17 protein-coding genes are annotated in these 16,232 nt (G+C 70.3%); 12 read left to right on the top strand and 5 right to left on the bottom strand.

Going from position 1 to position 16,232, the window contains the following annotated elements; genetic code table 11:
- The first annotated feature begins 27 nt into the window (after window positions 1–27).
- The 4 genes from pstS to ACIBO2_RS31890 all read left to right on the top strand — a co-directional run bounded on the left by pstS (window position 28) and on the right by ACIBO2_RS31890 (window position 4,256).
- Window positions 28–1,098: a phosphate ABC transporter substrate-binding protein PstS gene (gene pstS, locus ACIBO2_RS31905; RefSeq protein ID WP_358549644.1), complete on the top strand. Its 1,071-nt coding sequence runs from the start codon at window positions 28–30 to the stop codon at window positions 1,096–1,098.
- A gap of 37 nt (window positions 1,099–1,135) precedes the next feature.
- Window positions 1,136–2,350, top strand: a complete 1,215-nt coding sequence (locus ACIBO2_RS31900) for a hypothetical protein (RefSeq protein ID WP_397301617.1) — start codon at window positions 1,136–1,138, stop codon at window positions 2,348–2,350.
- A gap of 152 nt (window positions 2,351–2,502) precedes the next feature.
- Complete coding sequence (locus tag ACIBO2_RS31895) at window positions 2,503–3,450, top strand: ATP-binding cassette domain-containing protein (protein ID WP_358549638.1); 948 nt, start codon at window positions 2,503–2,505, stop codon at window positions 3,448–3,450.
- Window positions 3,447–4,256 (top strand): ABC transporter permease, encoded by an 810-nt coding sequence (locus ACIBO2_RS31890; RefSeq protein WP_358549635.1) that lies wholly within the window; start codon window positions 3,447–3,449, stop codon window positions 4,254–4,256. The genes ACIBO2_RS31895 and ACIBO2_RS31890 overlap by 4 nt, the downstream gene beginning before the upstream one ends.
- Before the next feature lie 113 nt (window positions 4,257–4,369).
- Here ACIBO2_RS31890 and ACIBO2_RS31885 read toward each other — a convergent pair whose 3' ends face one another.
- The gene (locus ACIBO2_RS31885; RefSeq protein WP_397301613.1) at window positions 4,370–4,858 is read right to left on the bottom strand and encodes a tetratricopeptide repeat protein; all 489 of its coding nucleotides are present in this window, start codon (window positions 4,856–4,858) and stop codon (window positions 4,370–4,372) included.
- 466 nt (window positions 4,859–5,324) lie between these two features.
- On the opposite strand from ACIBO2_RS31885, the gene ACIBO2_RS31880 reads away from it, so the two are divergent.
- Genes ACIBO2_RS31880 through ACIBO2_RS31870 form a run of 3 tightly spaced genes read left to right on the top strand, consistent with a single transcriptional unit; the run spans window position 5,325 to window position 6,141 of the window.
- On the top strand, window positions 5,325–5,486 hold the full coding sequence (locus tag ACIBO2_RS31880; protein ID WP_397301610.1) for a hypothetical protein: 162 nt from the start codon (window positions 5,325–5,327) through the stop codon (window positions 5,484–5,486).
- A complete protein-coding gene (locus ACIBO2_RS31875) occupies window positions 5,483–6,001 on the top strand; it encodes a hypothetical protein (RefSeq protein WP_397301607.1) in 519 nt (172 codons plus the stop codon). Before ACIBO2_RS31880 ends, ACIBO2_RS31875 begins: the two co-directional genes overlap by 4 nt.
- The gene (locus ACIBO2_RS31870) at window positions 6,001–6,141 is read left to right on the top strand and encodes a hypothetical protein (RefSeq protein WP_358549791.1); all 141 of its coding nucleotides are present in this window, start codon (window positions 6,001–6,003) and stop codon (window positions 6,139–6,141) included. Before ACIBO2_RS31875 ends, ACIBO2_RS31870 begins: the two co-directional genes overlap by 1 nt.
- 56 nt (window positions 6,142–6,197) lie before the next feature.
- On the opposite strand, the gene ACIBO2_RS31865 is transcribed toward ACIBO2_RS31870, so the two are convergent.
- The 3 genes from ACIBO2_RS31865 to ACIBO2_RS31855 all read right to left on the bottom strand — a co-directional run bounded on the left by ACIBO2_RS31865 (window position 6,198) and on the right by ACIBO2_RS31855 (window position 9,677).
- Window positions 6,198–7,598, bottom strand: coding sequence for a serine hydrolase domain-containing protein (locus ACIBO2_RS31865; RefSeq protein ID WP_397301604.1), 1,401 nt, complete (start codon window positions 7,596–7,598; stop codon window positions 6,198–6,200).
- 18 nt (window positions 7,599–7,616) lie between these two features.
- Window positions 7,617–9,164, bottom strand: a complete 1,548-nt coding sequence (locus ACIBO2_RS31860) for a hypothetical protein (protein WP_397301601.1) — start codon at window positions 9,162–9,164, stop codon at window positions 7,617–7,619.
- A 150-nt stretch (window positions 9,165–9,314) separates the two neighbouring features.
- Window positions 9,315–9,677: a hypothetical protein gene (locus ACIBO2_RS31855; RefSeq protein WP_358549620.1), complete on the bottom strand. Its 363-nt coding sequence runs from the start codon at window positions 9,675–9,677 to the stop codon at window positions 9,315–9,317.
- A 247-nt stretch (window positions 9,678–9,924) separates the two neighbouring features.
- On the opposite strand from ACIBO2_RS31855, the gene ACIBO2_RS31850 reads away from it, so the two are divergent.
- From ACIBO2_RS31850 to ACIBO2_RS31830, 5 genes are all read left to right on the top strand, one after another.
- Window positions 9,925–10,131, top strand: a complete 207-nt coding sequence (locus ACIBO2_RS31850; protein ID WP_358549617.1) for a hypothetical protein — start codon at window positions 9,925–9,927, stop codon at window positions 10,129–10,131.
- A gap of 258 nt (window positions 10,132–10,389) precedes the next feature.
- On the top strand, window positions 10,390–10,821 hold the full coding sequence (locus tag ACIBO2_RS31845; protein ID WP_397301598.1) for a hypothetical protein: 432 nt from the start codon (window positions 10,390–10,392) through the stop codon (window positions 10,819–10,821).
- Window positions 10,822–11,346: 525 nt separating this feature from the next.
- Window positions 11,347–11,715 (top strand): hypothetical protein, encoded by a 369-nt coding sequence (locus ACIBO2_RS31840; protein WP_397301595.1) that lies wholly within the window; start codon window positions 11,347–11,349, stop codon window positions 11,713–11,715.
- Window positions 11,716–11,879: 164 nt separating this feature from the next.
- Entirely contained in the window at window positions 11,880–14,060 is a 2,181-nt protein-coding gene (locus ACIBO2_RS31835; RefSeq protein ID WP_358549610.1) for an ATP-dependent RecD-like DNA helicase, read from the top strand.
- Between the two features lie 165 nt (window positions 14,061–14,225).
- Window positions 14,226–15,407, top strand: coding sequence for an Ig-like domain-containing protein (locus ACIBO2_RS31830; protein ID WP_358549607.1), 1,182 nt, complete (start codon window positions 14,226–14,228; stop codon window positions 15,405–15,407).
- Window positions 15,408–15,591: 184 nt separating this feature from the next.
- Here the strand turns inward: ACIBO2_RS31830 and ACIBO2_RS31825 are convergent, their stop codons facing one another.
- On the bottom strand, window positions 15,592–16,200 hold the full coding sequence (locus tag ACIBO2_RS31825) for a hypothetical protein (RefSeq protein ID WP_397301592.1): 609 nt from the start codon (window positions 16,198–16,200) through the stop codon (window positions 15,592–15,594).
- Window positions 16,201–16,232: the final 32 nt, after the last annotated feature.

The following is a 16,232-nucleotide window of genomic DNA, read 5'->3' as shown; positions in this document are numbered from 1 at the left end:
ACCGCGACCACTTCATATTTTGATGAGATGGAAAAGCTGACCGGGATCATCAGGGCGGCGCTGTTCGTCGCCCTGACCTTGGCCGCTTCTGCCGTCGGCTTGACCGGAACCGCGCTGTTGACCCGCGACGAAGCGCCCCCCAGTCTCCCGATCACCGCCTCGATCTCCGGCTCCGGCTCAAGCGCGCAGAAAGGCGCGATGGACGCCTGGCGGGCCGACTTCCAAGGGCTGCACCCCGACCTGCGGGTGGACTACAACGCCAACGGCTCGGGCGCGGGCATCCGCGACTTCATCACCGGCGTCACCGCGTTCGCCGGCTCCGACGTCGCGATGCACCCCGCCGAACAACAACTGGCCGACAGACGCTGCCGCAGCCGCGCGATACACCTGCCCATGGTGGTGGGCCCCATCGCCCTGGCCTACAACCTGCCGTCCGCGCCGGAACTGAAGCTCTCGCCCACCACCCTGACCGGCATCTTCAGCGGCCGCATCACCCGATGGGACGCCGCGCAGATCGCCGCCGACAACCGCGGCGCGGACCTGCCACGCACCGGCATCCGGCTCTTCCACCGCTCCGACGACTCGGGCACGACCTACAACTTCACCGCCTATCTCAAGGAGGCGGGCCGCTGGCCGTACGAGCCGTCCAGGAAGTTCGCCGTCACCGGGCAAGGCGTCACCGGCTCGGCCGGCATCACCGAGGCCATCCAACGCACCGAGGGCTCCATCGGCTACGTGGAGTACGCCTACGCCAGCGACGCCGCCCTGCGCACGGCCAAGATAGGCAACGCCGCCGGCCAGTTCGTCGCCCTCTCGCCCCAGAGCGCCACCAAAGCCCTGCAAGGCGCCCGGATCACCGGCCACAGCGGCGACCTGATCGTCAAGTTCGACTACCTGACCAAGAACAAGGACACCTACCCCATCATCCTGGTCACCTACGAGATCATCTGCTCCCACCGCTCAGACCCGCTGGTGCGGACCTTCCTGGACTACACCGCCGGCGACGCAGGCCAGTCCTACCTGTCCCTGTACGGCTACGCCCCGCTCCCGCACGACCTCCTGGCCAAGGTACGTGCTCAGCTCGGCGTCACCACCTGAACGGGAACCCCCTGCCGCTCACCGGTGTAGGAAAGACGTGAGCACCATCACCAGACGCCAAGCCCTGGCGCTCGGCGCGGCGGCCGCCGTATCGGCCTGCGCCACCACCCAGCCGCCCCCCAACGCGGCACCCCCCGGCCCACGCGGCAGGCTGCTCGCCGAGACCGCCGCCGGGCTGTCCCTGGTCGAGCTTCCCACCGGCGCGGTGACGGCCACCTACCCCGGCGCGGTGCCCGGCCCCCGCTGGCTGCGCCTCTACCAGATCGCCCACGACCGGCTGCGCACCTACGACGCCACCACGGGCCACCTCCTCGAGCAGCGCGACCTGGCCGGCGCCCCGGGCCGGCGCATCAAGGCCGTCTCCGGCCGCCTCGTCGCCCTCGGCCCCGAACCCGGCCCCCGCAGCCGTACCACCCTCACCCTGACCGGCGCCGGCGGCAACCGGACGCTGCGGCTGGAGGGCAACATCGAACCGGAGGCCTTCTCCGGCGACGGCCAGGTCATGTACGTCCTGGACCACCTGCCGCCCGAACACCCCGACCGCTACCGCGTACGCATGTACAACCTGGCCACCGGCCGGATGACACCGCTGCTGACCCGCGCCAAGCAGCCCGTGCCGCTGTCGAAGGAGGAGGAGATGCGCGGCAAGGGCCGCCAGGCCGTACACGACCCGGACCTGGCCACCCTCTACACCCTCTACACCCACCAGGACGAACACCTGCACACCCGCGACCTGATCGCCGGCCACGACCTGAGCCCCGGCGCGCACGCCTTCGTCCACGTGCTCAGCCTGGACCAGCGCCGGGCCTACTGCCTGGACCTGCCCGAACCGTTCGGCCTCGGCCCGCCACTGGCGCACGCGATGGCGCTGGACACCCAGGCCCGGCGACTGTACGTCTTCGACGCCTCCACCGGCCGCATCGTGCTCGCCTCCACCGACGACCTGACGATCAAGCGCGGCGCCCTGCTGGGCCGGCTGGGCGACGGCGAGGCGTACGCGGTGGCCGGGGACGGCCGCGTCCACCTGGCGGCGGGCACGCGGCTGCTGTCGGCCGACGGCGAGACGCTGGCCCCCGCAGGCGTCTGGGACCTGCCGGGCCCGGCACGGGGGCTGGCCCGGCTGAACGGCGAGCTGCTGGCCGGGGCGGGAGAGCGGGTGCTGCGGCTGGACCCGCGCACCGGCGCCCGGCTGGGCGCCATCGCGCTGCCCGGCCTGCGCGAGCTACGGCACGCCGAGCCGTCCTACGGCTGAGCGCGGCGGCGGCACGCGGGGGCACCTGTGCTCGACCTGGCAGGGTGACCTGGCAGGGCGCAGCTCACCCGTGCTCGACCTGGCAGAGGCGCGGGCCGGCGTGACAGCGATCTGTGCGAGCTCTGCCAGCGCCGCCGCCCACGATGGCGGTCATGAACGCATTCGAAGCCGAAGGGCTGGTCAAACGCTTCGGCACGACCACCGCCCTGGCCGGCATCAACCTATCGGCCCGCCGGGGCACCGTCCTGGGCGTGCTGGGCCCCAACGGCGCCGGCAAGACCACCGCTGTACGGATCCTGGCCACCCTGCTGCGCCCTGACGCCGGCCACGCCCGCGTCAGCGGCGTCGACGTCGTGCGCCACCCCGCCCGCGTACGCCGCATGATCGGCCTGACCGGCCAGTACGCCTCGGTGGATGAGGACCTGACCGGCACCGAGAACCTGGTGCTCATCGGCCGGCTGCTCGACCTGCGCGGCCCCGACGCCAAAGCCAGGGCCGCCCAGCTGCTGAGCGACTTCGGCCTGGCCGAGGCCGCCGACCGCCGCGCCGCCACCTACTCCGGCGGCATGCGCCGCCGCCTGGACCTGGCCGCCAGTCTGGTCGGCCGGCCTGACGTGATCTTCCTGGACGAGCCGACGACCGGCCTGGACCCCGCCAAGCGCGAGGACGTCTGGAACATCATCCGCCGCCTGGTCACCGACGGCGTCACCGTCCTGCTGACCACCCAATACCTGGAGGAGGCCGACGCCCTGGCCGACGACATCTCCGTCATCGACCACGGCAAGGTCATCGCGCACGGCACCCCGGCCGAGCTCAAACGTGTCGTCGGTGGCCAGACCGTGCTGGTGCGGCCCGCCGACCACACCAGGCTGCGCGAGAGCGCCGAGATCATCTCGGCCGTCGCCGGCCGCCCCGCCGAATCACCCGGCCGCGACGTGAGCACCGTGCCCGTCGAGGGCGACGCCGCCTTCACCGAGATCGTGGCCCGCCTCGACGCCGCCGGCATCGCGGTCACCGAACTGTCGCTGCGCCTGCCGAGCCTGGACGAGGTCTTCTTCACTCTGACCGGTCACCACGCCGGCAAGGAGGACGCGGCATGACCCTCACCGCCGAACGCACCGCCGCCCCCGCCCGCCTGGACCCGCGCCCTTTCGGCCTGGTCCGCCACAGCCTCGCGCTGGCCGGGCGCAGCGTCGTCAAGACCCTGCGCACCCCCGAACAGCTCATCGACGTCACCCTGCAGCCGATCGTCTTCCTCATCGTCTACGTGTTCCTGCTCGGCGGCGCCGTGTCCGGCTCGACCGAGGACTACCTGCAGTTCCTGCTGCCCGCGATCATGGTGCAGACGGTCATGTTCGGCGGGATGGCCACCGGCGTCAGCCTCAACACCGACATCAAGAAGGGCGTCTTCGACCGCTTCCGCAGCCTGCCGATCGCCCGCTCGGCGCCGCTGATCGGCTCGGTCCTGGGCGACCTGATCCGCTATGTGGTGGCGATCGTGGTGCTGATGGGCGCCGGGGCCGCGCTGGGGTTCAGAATCCACACCGGGCTGGTGGCGACGCTGGCCGCCTGCCTGCTGACGGTCTTCTTCTCCTTCTGCCTGAGCTGGGCGTTCGTGCTGCTGGGCGTACTGATGCGCGAGCCCGGCGGGGTGCAGGGCACCTCGTTCCTGGTGCTGTTCCCGCTGACGTTCGGCACCAGCATGATCACCCCCAAGGACACGCTGCCCGGCTGGTTGCGGGCCTGGCTGGAGGTGAACCCGGTCAACCACGCCATGGAGGCCTCGCGGGCGCTGATGCTCGGCGGCCCGGCTGCCGCCTCGGTGGTCTGGACGCTCGCGTCGGGGCTGGTGTTCCTGGCGATCTTCGCGCCCCTGGCCGTCGCGGCCTACCGCCGCCGCGCTTGAGCCACCCGCTGTCCGGCCGTCCCCGGCCGCTATGTGGGCGCGGCCGGAACGTGCACCCGCGTCCCCGGCCGCTGCCCGCCGCGCTGAGCGGGCCGCTTCGATGCCCCCGGCCGCTACGGGGGCGTGTACCAGGCTGAGCGCGGCGGGCCGGTCCAGGCTCCGGCCCGCCGCGTAGGCGGCGTCGTAGCCGTCGCCGAACTCGGCGCGCAGCCGCGCGGACAGGGGGCCACCTCGGGGTTGAACGCGTCGGGCGCGCCACGCAACTGCCCGGTCGCCGCCGGATCGCCCACCGCCAGCGCCAGATGCGCCCGGCCGATCATCACCAGCGCCCGGAACTGCGGCGCGATCGCCGAGGCGTACTCCAGCGTGGCGGCCGACCGCTCGTACTCGCGCGCGGCCGTCGCCAGATCGCCCTCCAGCCGCGCCAGGTCACCGAGCCCGCAGTGGGCGAACGCGGCGTTGCGCGGCGAGTGGTCGCGGTGCGGCTGCTCGGTCATCTCGCGCAGTTGGGCACGCGCCTGCTCCACCTGTCCCTTGCGCATGCCGATGGTGGCCTGCCACACCTGATGCCCGGGGTCGAGGTCGGGGTTGAGCTGCCGCACCAACTCCGTGGCCTCCAGGATCGAGGCGAGCGCGTCGTCGAAGTCTCGCGTGCGCCTCGCCCAGCGACATCAGCGCCATCGACGGCCCCCACCGCTCACCCACCGCCCGCAGCTGCGCGGCGGCGGCGATGAGGTCCTGGCGCGAGCCGCGCATGTCGCCGTCGTTCTCCTTCATGGCGGCCCTGACCGTCAGGAGCATCCCGCCCCCGAATCGGCGCCCAGCTCCTCGGCCAGAGCGCGCCGGAAGTCCTCCTAGGCGGCCAGCGCCTCGGCCCGGCGGCGTGCAGCGCCTTGAGGCGGGTGGCGTGCAGCCGCTCGCGCAGAGGATGACGTGCCGCCAGCTCCCCGAGCGCCGCCGACAGCCCGCCCAACTCGCTGTCCGCTGTGCCTTGAGTGGATTCGCTCGATCGCGCGGGTGGCCGCCGAACGCTCGGGCGGGCCTGGTCAGTGCGATGCCGGGTGGCGCATGGAAGGTCTGATCGTCCTGGCGGTGCTCATCGCCTACGAGTTGAGCGCCCGATGGCGCGCCCGCCGCGAACGGCAGGACACGCCCAGCCCGGCCGCGCCGCCGGCCACGGCGGCTGTGACGCCCGCGGCCCGGCCCGCCGGCGGAAAGGCGGCGACATGATCTGCCTGGCGGGCCCGCGCGCCCTTGCCCTGCTTCCCGCGGGACGGCTGTGGCCACTGCTCGCCCTGGCCGGTGGGCTGCTGACCACGGTGCTGACCCTGCCGGAGGGAACCGGACTGCTATCCGGCGGCACTGTGTCGGCGGCCCTCGCGCTGACCTCGCCAGTGGCCCTGGCCGCCCTGGGCGGGGTGTGGGCTGAGCGCGCGGGCGTGGTCAACATCGGTCTTGAGGCAATGATGATCCTCGGCACCTGGGGCGCGGCCTTTGGAGCCCTGCGGTGGGGGGCCGTCGCCGGTCTCGTCCTGGGCGCCGCCTGCGGCGCGCTCGGCGGCCTCCTGCACGCGCTCACGACGGTCACCCTCGGCGTGGATCACATCGTCGCCGGCGTGGCCATCAACCTCCTGGCCCCGAGAGTGTCCAAGTACCTGTCCTCGATCGCGTTGCCCTGGGCACCGGGACGGTCGACTTCGCCGCCGTCTTCGGTGCCCTGCGCGAGATCGGCTACGACGGGGTGATGACCTTCGAGAGCTTCTCTTCGCGGGTGGTCTCCCCTGGACTGTCCAGCACGCTGGCCGTTTGGCGCGACACCTGGGACGACCCGGATGCGACGGCGGCGTCGGCGCGGCGCTTCATCGCCTCCTCGCTCGCCGGGTGAGGAGACTGAGTTGACGACGGCGGCGCCTGGCCGCCTGCGTGCCGCGCCGACAACGGTCAGGCGTGCCAGTCCGTCACGCCGCCCGGGACGGGCGCCTGCGGCTCGTACGGCTCGCGGGTGAAGATGAAGGTGTTGAGGTCGAGGTGATCGGCGCCGACCCGCAGCGTCTCACCGGCGTAGTAGCCATCCAGCCCCAGCCAGGTCCCGTCGTCCTGCGGCACGAACCGGGAAGCCCGGCCGGCCCCGCCCACCGGCGTCAGCGCCAGGCCGCCGTCGGGCAGCAGCCGCAGCGCGTACGGCTTGGGACCCCAGTGCCACAACCCGGTCAGCGCCAGCAGGGCGGGGTCGGCGGCGGCGGGCCGCCACTGCTCGGGCAGGCGAGGCTCGTGTTCGTCGAGGATGTCCAGCAGGTCGGTGGGCAGGCTGTAGCTGAGGCCGCTGGTGGTGTTGGCCAGGAACAGCACCCCCACCTGGTCGGCCGGGTCGGCCCACACGGTGGCCAGGAAGCCGGGCATGGACCCGGTGTGACCGGCCAGGCGGCGTCCGGCGTGCCGGGTCAGCTGCAGGCCGAGCCCGTAGCCGGAGGTCCAGGCGTCGCCGTCGTCGACGGTGGCGGGCTCGCGCATCTCGGCCAGCGTGGCGGGGGACAGGACGCCGCCGGTGTCCCCGGCCACGAACGCCGCCCAGCGGGCCAGGTCGGCGGTCGTGGACCACAGCTGACCGGCGGGCCCCATGGCGGCGTGGTCGTGTTCGGGTTCGGCCAGCACCACCTCGGCCCACGGGTGGACGGCGTAGCCGGTGGCGTGCGGGGCGCGCGGCCGCTCGGTGGTGGCCGACAGGCCGAGCGGCTGCAGGACCTCCTGCTGTACGGCGCGCAGCCAGGGCATGCCGCGCAGCCGGGCGACCAGCTCGCCGAGCAGGCCGTAGCCGATGTTGGAGTAGTGGAAGCGGCGGCCGGGCCGGTGCTTGACGTGCTGCGGCCCGAGTAGGGCGAGCAGGTCGCCGGCCGGCAGGCCGGGGGTGCGTTCCCACCAGGCGGTGGGCGGTTCGGCGGTCAGGCCGGCGGTGTGGGAGAGCAGCTGGGCGATGCTCATTTCGCCCAAGCTCATTCCCCCCAAGCTCACCTCGCCCAAGCTCACCTCGCCCAAGCTCACCTCGCCGAACGAGGTGCCGGGCAGGTGTTTGGCCAGGGGGTCGAGCAGGTCGAGGCGGCCTTCGTCACGCAGCCGCATGACCACGACGGCCACCATGCTCTTGGTGATCGAGCCGAGCCGGTATTGGGTGTCGGCGGTGGGGGCCGCCCCGGCGCCGGGGCCGGTGAAGCCGCGAGCGCCGAACCAGGCCAGCCTCCCCTCCCGTACGATCGCGGCCGTCAGCGACGGCACCCTGCACTCGGCCTGTTCGACGGCCAGCCTGCGCAGCAGCGCCCGCGCCGTCGTCTCACCCACCTGACTCATGGGCGCCAAGCCTAGTGCTCAGATGGGCAGCAGTTCCGGCCCGATCAGCTCGCCCTGGTGCGGCTGCGGGTGGGCCTGGTCGTGGTAGTAGTGGCCGGCGTACCAGACGACGACGTTGGTGGCGTCGATGCTCTCGCTGTTGAGGAAGCGCCCGATGGCGGCCCGGTCGCGCGGGCCGGGGTTGCCGTCGTCGAGCTCGGCCGCGTGGTGGCGCAGGAACCACAGGTCGGAGACCCCGTAGGCGTCGGCGGTGTCGTCGAAGGGCCCGGGGTGGATCTGGTAGCCGCGCCCTGAGGACTTCTCGCGTACCTGCCAGTAGCGGCCGGGGGCGCGGCGGCGAGTGGTCTCGCGGACGATCGGCACCGGCTCGGGACTGATCGGCCCCTGGTCGATCTGCTCGACGACGTCATTGGCCGAGCCTTCGATGTCGAAGTCGAAGCGCCAGTAGGCGTGGTGGCGGTGCACCATGCAGGTCATCGGGTTGGCGGTGGCGGCGAAGCCGAAGCGGGGCCTGATGGTGCCGTCGTCGCCGAGCCGCCAGTCGCTGGCGTAGCGGTACCAGCCGGCCTGCAGCTCGCTGACGATGCGCAGCTCGTCGCCGTCGTGGTGGAAGGCCACGCCCTGGAAGCCGCCGGAGTCGGTGTCGGGCCGTTCCAGGATGGTACGCGGCGGGCTGTCGCACAGCCGCCAGCCCCAGCCGACCGGATCGGTGCCGGTGGCCGAGAAGCGGGTCTCGGAGGAGGCGTCGTCGCGGAAGGTGGTGCCTTGTTCGTACTCGACGTTCAGGACGGGTACGTGCGCCTGGCGCAGCACCAACCGGCCCCGGTAGCGCACCTCGCGCAACTCCACGCCCGATCCGGCGCCGGGGTTCTGCGGGGCCGAGGCGCGCGGCCGCACGACCAGCAGGTTCCACAGCTCGCGGGCCCCCCGCAGGAGGCGTACCCGCACCTGGTCGGGACCGCCGTGGTCGGCCAGGGGGGTGAGGCCTTCGGGCACGGTGTGCTCGCAGTCGTGGTGCATGCGCACGTCGATGCCCGCCGGCGTCCAGTCGACGGTGCGGGCGGCGGTGTCGACGGCGACGATGCGGTGGCGTACCCCGGTGGGCTCGCCGGGGGTGTAGATGCCCAGGCTGGGGCGGCGCACGGTGGTGCCGTCGGGGTTGTCCAGGTCGGCCAGGGGCGGCATGGGCCGGTAGACGATCACGTTGTCGCCCGCCGGGAAGTGCGGGTCGGCGCGCAGCACGTCGGCGGCCGCGAGCAGTTCCTCGTGGCTGGGCGGCGGCCGGTGGGCGCTGGGCCGGACCTCGGCGCTTTCCGGCCGGTCCAGGGTGCCGCGCAGCTCGACGGCGCGGTTGCCCACCGGGTCGAAGACGGTGGCGCGGAAGGGGGCGTCCTGGCCCGGCTCGTGGCCGAGCGCCGGAGCCTGGCCGATGATCAGCCGATCGGCGTCGGCGACCTCCAGCGCGGACAGGACGCCGGGGTGGGCGGCCACGGCCTGGCGCAGTTGCCCGGCGCTCAGCCCGGCGCGGGGGACCGCTTCGAGGGTGAGGCGTACATCGTCGCTCATGCATGGCTTCCTACAGGGCGGCGGGCGCGGCTGGAAGGCCCAGATGTTCTCACGGGCGCCCGGTGGAAGGCGCCCCCCGCATACGTACGCACGGGCGGGCATGAGAACGGCCCCGGTCGGCGAGCGACCAGGGCCGGATGCTGCGGTAGGTCAGTCGGCGCAGATGGCGAAGACGCTGATGCCGACGTCGCTGTAGCCGATCTGGCGGCCGAGGACGATCCAGCCGCGCCCGTCATCGGTGGGGAAGGAGCCGACGAGGATCGCCCCGTTGCCGCGGGCCTCGCCGCCGCCGCCCAGGACCTTCTTGGCGCCGGGGCAGTAGAGGGTACGGCGCTGGAAGTTGGGCACGTTCGCGTTCGGCAGCGTCACCAGCTGGTATCCGGGCGGCAGCGCGGAGGCGTGGTGGGCCTGGACCGCGGGTGCGGTGGTGGCGTTGGCCGCGGTGACGACGGTGGCTGTGGCCACGCACGCACCGGTGAGGAGGACGGCCAGGGCGAGGGACTTCTTGTGCATCGCTCTCCTTGAGTTGTTCCCCGGATCACCCCGCCGCGGCGGGCGGGCAGCACGAACCCGCGCTCGAAGTGGGGTGATCCGGGGAGCCAGGGCCTACACGAAGAGTATCCATACCACTACCGTGAGTGTCGATGGGCAATCATGTTCGAGACACGAACCCACATACATGCAGCCATATGCCTGCATGTCGGCGATGGCCTGATGTTACGCTCAAAAGTGATCACTCCTCTGCGAAAGAAGGCCGCCCATGAGTGACACACAGTTCCCGCTCACGCTGCGCGTCACCGTCAGCGGAGCGACCCCGGACGAGATCCGCCAGAAGGCCAGAGCCCGGGCCCTGGACTTCTTCGGCCCCGACTCCGAACTGGACGTCATCAGCGCGGAAGCCGAGTGCGACCCCGAGCACGGCATCGGCTACCAGGCGGTCGTCGTCTTCCGGCGCGTCGCCTTATAGAAGGCGGCCCAGACGCGCATCGACGGTCAAGCCACCGCCAACGGCGATAGCAGCGGAATAAATAATATCGGCATCGAGGTCACCGGCCGTCGTCCGACATCCCCAGCGCTCCCGCAAGAAATACACATCAAATGTTTCATGTTCCGGAAAAAGGGCCCGGCCGCCGCTCGATAAATCTTGGCGCACGTCTTGACTATTGCCGAGCGCGCCATGTCACGATGGGAGGGCAAGCGAGAGACACACAATGGGGGTGGTCTCGTGCTCAAAGAAATATTCGTTACCGGGGCCCTGGTGGCGACCGCCATCGTCCCTTCCGCGGCCGCATTGGCCCAGCCTGACAAGACCCGCGCTCTCGGCGGCCACGCCGCATCCACCTCGCTCACCCACTGCACTTCGACAAGCTCCGGCAAGCCGTGCAAATGGCTGGAGGGAAAGCACAAGAAGTGCCTGTGGTGCAAGTCGAAGAAGGGCGGATACACGCGTAGTTACTGCGAGGACAAGAGCTCGGGATCTTCAGGAAACACGGGCTCGCCAGGAAAGGCGCCGGAGAAACCGAAGCAAGAGGGAATTCTCTGCAAGGGAGACCTCGACGAGACCGGCACCTCCTGCACGAGGTGCGTCAACCTCAAGACCGGAAAGATATTCTCCAGCACCTGCAAGGGGGAAAAGGCCGGAGACGCGGCTCCCTAGTTCAAGTCGCGCATAGGATCCCTGGGCATAGGCGTCGCGACGCGCGGCCCCTATGCCCGCACGGGCACGAGGATCATGAAGGCCATCGCTCGGCAAGCTTACCCGCGGCGCGCTGTTCGAGCCGGCCGCGTTCGAGCCCGACCGGGCGGGGGAGCAGTGGGGCGAGGCATTTCAGAACCGTCTTGCCCGGGGACTTCCTCCGCTCGGCCGCGCCCAGCCCGGGCACGTCAGGCGCGGTCGTGTCCCTCACCCGCCCTATCACGACAGGACCCTCGTCGCGCCTGCGGACGGCAAGGAACGCTACGAGCCGGCAAGTGGAGGGCCAGCATCTCGCGTGATCCCGCTGACGCCAGCGCTTTTGACCGCGCGATGCATGACGGGTCGGGTTCGGAGACGGAGGACGTGGTCACGTGCCGATGAAAGATCGCCGGCTCAGCGGCTCGGGCGTCCCCGACGACGTGACACAGTTCTGATCCGGACGTTCGAGCGGTTCGAGAAAGCGCTGCTGATCAATAGGATGAGCGGATGTCCTGGACGCTCGAAACCCCGAACGGCGAGTCTTTGGACGTCAACGCGTGGAACTGGCGGCCGACTCTGGAGCTGCTAGAGAAGTCCGGCACTCTGGACGCCGACACGACCGAGCTGCTGCATGACAACATCGACGTGGAACTGACCGGCGAGCAGGCCCAGCGGATCGCCATCTTCTTGGAGACCTACCTGGCGCACATCCCCGCCGGCGGACGGGTCCTGCTCGACGGATCGAACACCACGGAACCCGACTCGTTCGAATTCCACCGCGACGACCTCGACCGCAACTATTCCGCGACAGTTGTGTGGCTGACCTGCTTCCGCGACTTCTGCCGCACCGCGACAGACGGCTTCACCGCCGGCTGAACCGATCAGGCCCTCCACCCGCCCCGATCTCACGGTGAGGTTGACCCCCTTCCGGCAGGTGACAGCGGCCGGGTGTCGCGGTGATGAAGATCTGCCCTAGTCTCGTCGATGTGGGGAGGCCCGAAGGAAGTCCGGACGTGGACGCCAAAAATGTTGGCACCAGTTTGAACGCAGTACTTGAACGCTTCACCTACGGCCCCAACGAGGAGACCGGCTACTCGATCGCGCGGGTGGCCACCGAACGCTCGGGCGCCGAACTGCTGACCGTGGTGGGACCGCTGCTGGGCGCGCAGGTGGGGGAGTCACTGCGGCTGAGCGGCCGCTGGACCTCCCACCCCAAGTACGGCAAGCAGTTCGAGGTGTGGTCCTACACCACCGTGCTGCCGGCCACCATCCAGGGCATCCGCCGCTACCTGGGCTCCGGCCTGATCAAGGGCATCGGCCCGAAGATGGCAGAGCGGATCGTCGACCACTTCGGCACCGACACCCTCGAGGTGATCGAGCAGGCCCCCGAGCGGCTGGTCGAGGTGCCGGGCCTGGGCCCCAAGCGGACCAAGCTGATCGCCGCCGCCTGGGAGGAACAGAAGATCATCAAAGAGGTGATGATCTTCCTGCAGGGTGTCGGCGTGTCCACCTCGATCGCCGTGCGCATCTTCAAGCAGTACGGCGAGAGCTCCATCTCCGTCGTCAAGAGCCGCCCGTACCAGCTGGCCGACGACGTGTGGGGCATCGGCTTCAAGACCGCCGACACCATCGCCCAGGCGGTCGGCATCCCGCACGACAGCCCCGAGCGCGTCAAGGCCGGGCTGCGCTACACGCTGTCCCAGGCGGCCGACGACGGCCACTGCTACCTGCCCGCCCCCAACCTCGTCGGCGACGCCGTCAAGATCCTGGAGGTGCCCGCCGACCTGGTCGCCGGCTGCCTGGAAGAGCTGGTCGCCGAGGAAGGCGTGGTACGCGAGCAGATCCCGGCCGGCGACAACATCGTGCCGGCGGTCTACCTGGTGCCCTTCCACCGGGCCGAGCTGTCGCTGGCCTCGGCGCTGCTGTCGTTGCTACGCGGCGGCCATGACCGGCTGGCCGCCTTCGCCGGCGTCGACTGGGAGCGGGCCGAGCAGTGGCTGCGCGGCCAGACCGGCGCCGACCTGGCCGCCGAGCAGCGCCAGGCCGTACGGCTGGCGCTGACGGAGAAGGTCGCGGTGCTGACCGGCGGGCCGGGCTGCGGCAAGAGCTTCACCGTGCGCTCCATCGTGACGCTGGCCCGCGCCAAACGGGCCAAGGTGATCCTGGCCGCGCCCACGGGCCGGGCCGCGAAAAGGCTCGCCGAGCTGACCGGCCATGAGGCGACCACCGTTCACCGCCTGCTGCAGCTGCGGCCCGGCGGGGATGCCACCTTCGACCGCGACAACCCCCTGGACGCCGACCTGGTCGTCGTCGACGAGGCCTCCATGCTCGACCTGTTGCTGGCCAACAAGCTCGTCAAGGCGGTCGCGCCCGGCACGCACCTGTTGTTCGTGGGGGATGTGGACCAGCTGCCCTCGGTCGGCGCGGGTGAGGTGCTGAAGGACCTGCTGGCCGCCCAGGACATCCCCCGCGTACGGCTGACGCAGATCTTCCGCCAGGCGCAGGAGTCCGGCGTGGTGGTCAACGCCCACCGCGTCAACACCGGCCTGCACCCCAAGCTGGAGGGCATGACGGACTTCTTCCTGTTCCCGTGCGAGGAGCCGGAGGAGATCGCGGCGCTGACGGTCGACGTGGTGGCCCGGCGCATCCCGCGCAAGTTCGGCCTCAACGCCCGCCGCGACGTACAGGTGCTGGCCCCCATGCACCGCGGCGCCGCCGGAGCCGGCGCGCTCAACATCGCGCTGCAGGAGGCCCTGACCCCCTCGCGCGAGGACCTGCCAGAACGCCGCTACGGCGGGCGCGTCTTCCGCGTCGGCGACAAGGTCACCCAGCTGCGCAACAACTACGAAAAAGGCGCGGCCGGGGTGTTCAACGGCACCGTCGGCATCGTCGTCGACATCCGCCCCGACGAGCAGAAGCTGATCGTCGCCACCGATGAGGACGAGCAGGTCGACTACGCCTTCGACGAGCTGGACGAGCTGGCCCACGCCTACGCCGTCTCCATCCACCGCTCCCAGGGCAGCGAGTACCCCGCCGTGGTCATCCCCCTGGCCACCAGCGCCTGGATGATGCTGCAGCGCAACCTGCTCTACACCGCGATCACCCGCGCCAAGCGGCTGGTCGTCATCGTCGGGTCCCGGCGCGCGCTGGCGCAGGCCGTACGGACCAAGGGGGCCGGGCGGCGCCACACCAGCCTGACCCACCGCCTGGCCCAGCACTGAGCTGAGGGTTTCGCCTCATTACTCCTGTTGCGCCCGGCTGACCTGGGGTTCCCAGCAACAAGTGATTTAAATGTTACCGAACTATCCCAAACTCCTCCGCGTCTTACATGCAGGAGCATTAAGGTCTTTGACATTGAGTTTGCTGTTATGGGGGAGAGGACTGACTTGAACGTCAAGCCCGGTTGGAGGACGCCCGTCACGGGCATGGCCCTGCTCGCGGCCGCGGCACTGACCGCGTCCTGCTCGAGCGCTCCCCCCGCTCCGGGCAACGCCGACGCGGCCAAGGCGACCACCTCCGCCACCCCGGAAGCGCCGACGATCAAGATCTCACCCGCCGAAGGCAGCTCGAAGATCAGCCCCGACAAGAAGATCGTCGTGACCGCCGCCGGCGGCACCCTGGAAGAGGTCACGGCCGAAGGCGGCGGCAAGAGCGTCGAGGGCACCTTCAACGCCGACAAGACCAAATGGGTCTCCAAGGGCACCCTGCTGCCCTCCAGCTCCTACAACGTCAGCGCCAAGGCCGGCGTCACCAGCGCCGCCAGCACGTTCAAGACGCTCAAGCCCGAGCGCGAACTGCAGGTCATCGACGTCACACCCAGCGCCAAGGGGGAGACGGTCGGCGTGGGGGCGCCGATCATCGTCACCTTCAACCAGCCTGTCAGCGAGAAGGCCACCGTCGAACGCGCCCTGGAGGTCGAGGCGCAAAAGCCCGTCGACGGCGCCTGGCGCTGGATCAACGACACCACCGTCATCTACCGCACCGCCAAGTACTGGCCCGCCCACCAGAAGGTCACCTTCAACGCCCGCCTCACCGGCGTCAAGGGCGGCAAGGGCATGTACGGCGTCAAGGACTCCGCCACCACCTTGAAGATCGGCGCCCGCGTGATCAGCAAGGTCGACACCAAGAAGCACATGATGTACGTCTACCGCGACGGCAAGCGCGTGCAGACGATGCGCATCAGCGCCGGCATGGCCACCACCCGCGAGTACACCACCACCTCCGGCGTCCACCTGACCATGGAGCGCGGCAACCCGGTCCGCATGATCTCGCCCGGCCGCAAGAAGGGCGACCCCGGCTACTACGACGTCATGATCAACCACGCCGTGCGGATCTCCAACTCCGGCGAGTACGTCCACGCCAAGGACAACGTCTGGGCCCAGGGCCGCTCCAACGTCAGCCACGGCTGCATCAACTCCCGCCCCGACCAGGCCCTGTGGTTCTACAACCACTTCCAGCGCGGCGACGTCGTCGACATCAAGGGCACCACCCGCGACCTGGAATGGAACAACGGCTGGGGCTTCTGGCAGCTGCCCTTCTCCAAGTGGAAGAAGGGCAGCGCCCTGTAGGCCCCGCAATCGGCGGCGCTCCCTTGAGCCGGCACCAAGCGCAGTTGCTCGACAGCTCAGCCGGCCTCGAGGCCGCCGAGAGGGGCCCGTCGGCTCCCCAGATCGGGGAGAAGAATCGTGCTCTCCTGCTCACGCGGATTGGTGCGGGCTAGGACGACCTCGGCGGGCTGGCTGTTACTGAGGTTCACGGGCATGTGCGGCGTACTGGCGGGGATTTGACGTGCTCCTCGTCCTGAAGGGGCGGGGATTCCCGTGCTGCTTTCGCAGCAGTCCATGCCGCGTAAGCAGCACGAGCTGTGGAACGGGATGCTTGACGCTTCATCGACCCGCCTATCGGCAAGTCTCCACGTCCTGTCACCGCCCGTCCGGCGGCCTCGTCGTACCGATGAATCCAGGAAGTGATCTCACGGTCAGCTTGGTTGTCGCTTGCCCGTTCGATCACGGAAATCTTACCGTATGTGATTGAGATGTCGCAATCAGTTCCGATCACTGCAGCTCGCGCCCAGAGGGCGCGCACGCGCGGGCCTACACGATCATCTCGGTAGATGAACTCCCCTTGGCGGGCTTGCAGGTAGCGCTCCGGGTTCTCGCCATACCAGGCGCCTACAGCGCCCTTGATGACATAGATCGCGGTCTCGTGATGGTCGTGTTTATGAGCCCGGCAGCTGCCCGAGGCAGGGATGGTCTGCAGGTGCATGCAGATATTGCGCGCGCCCACGGTCTCGGCGTCGATACCGGCGAAGAACTGCAGGTGCTGCTTGCCCTCGTACATCAAAGCCGAACGAATGACCAAGGGGCCGCCACCGCCGACTCGGCAGCCTCCCA

The sequence above is a fragment of the Nonomuraea sp. NPDC050022 genome, assembly GCF_044460705.1.
Classification (GTDB): Bacteria; Actinomycetota; Actinomycetes; order Streptosporangiales; family Streptosporangiaceae; genus Nonomuraea.
Note: the sequence above shows the minus strand (reverse complement) of the source record. Positions and strands in the feature narration are given on the sequence as shown.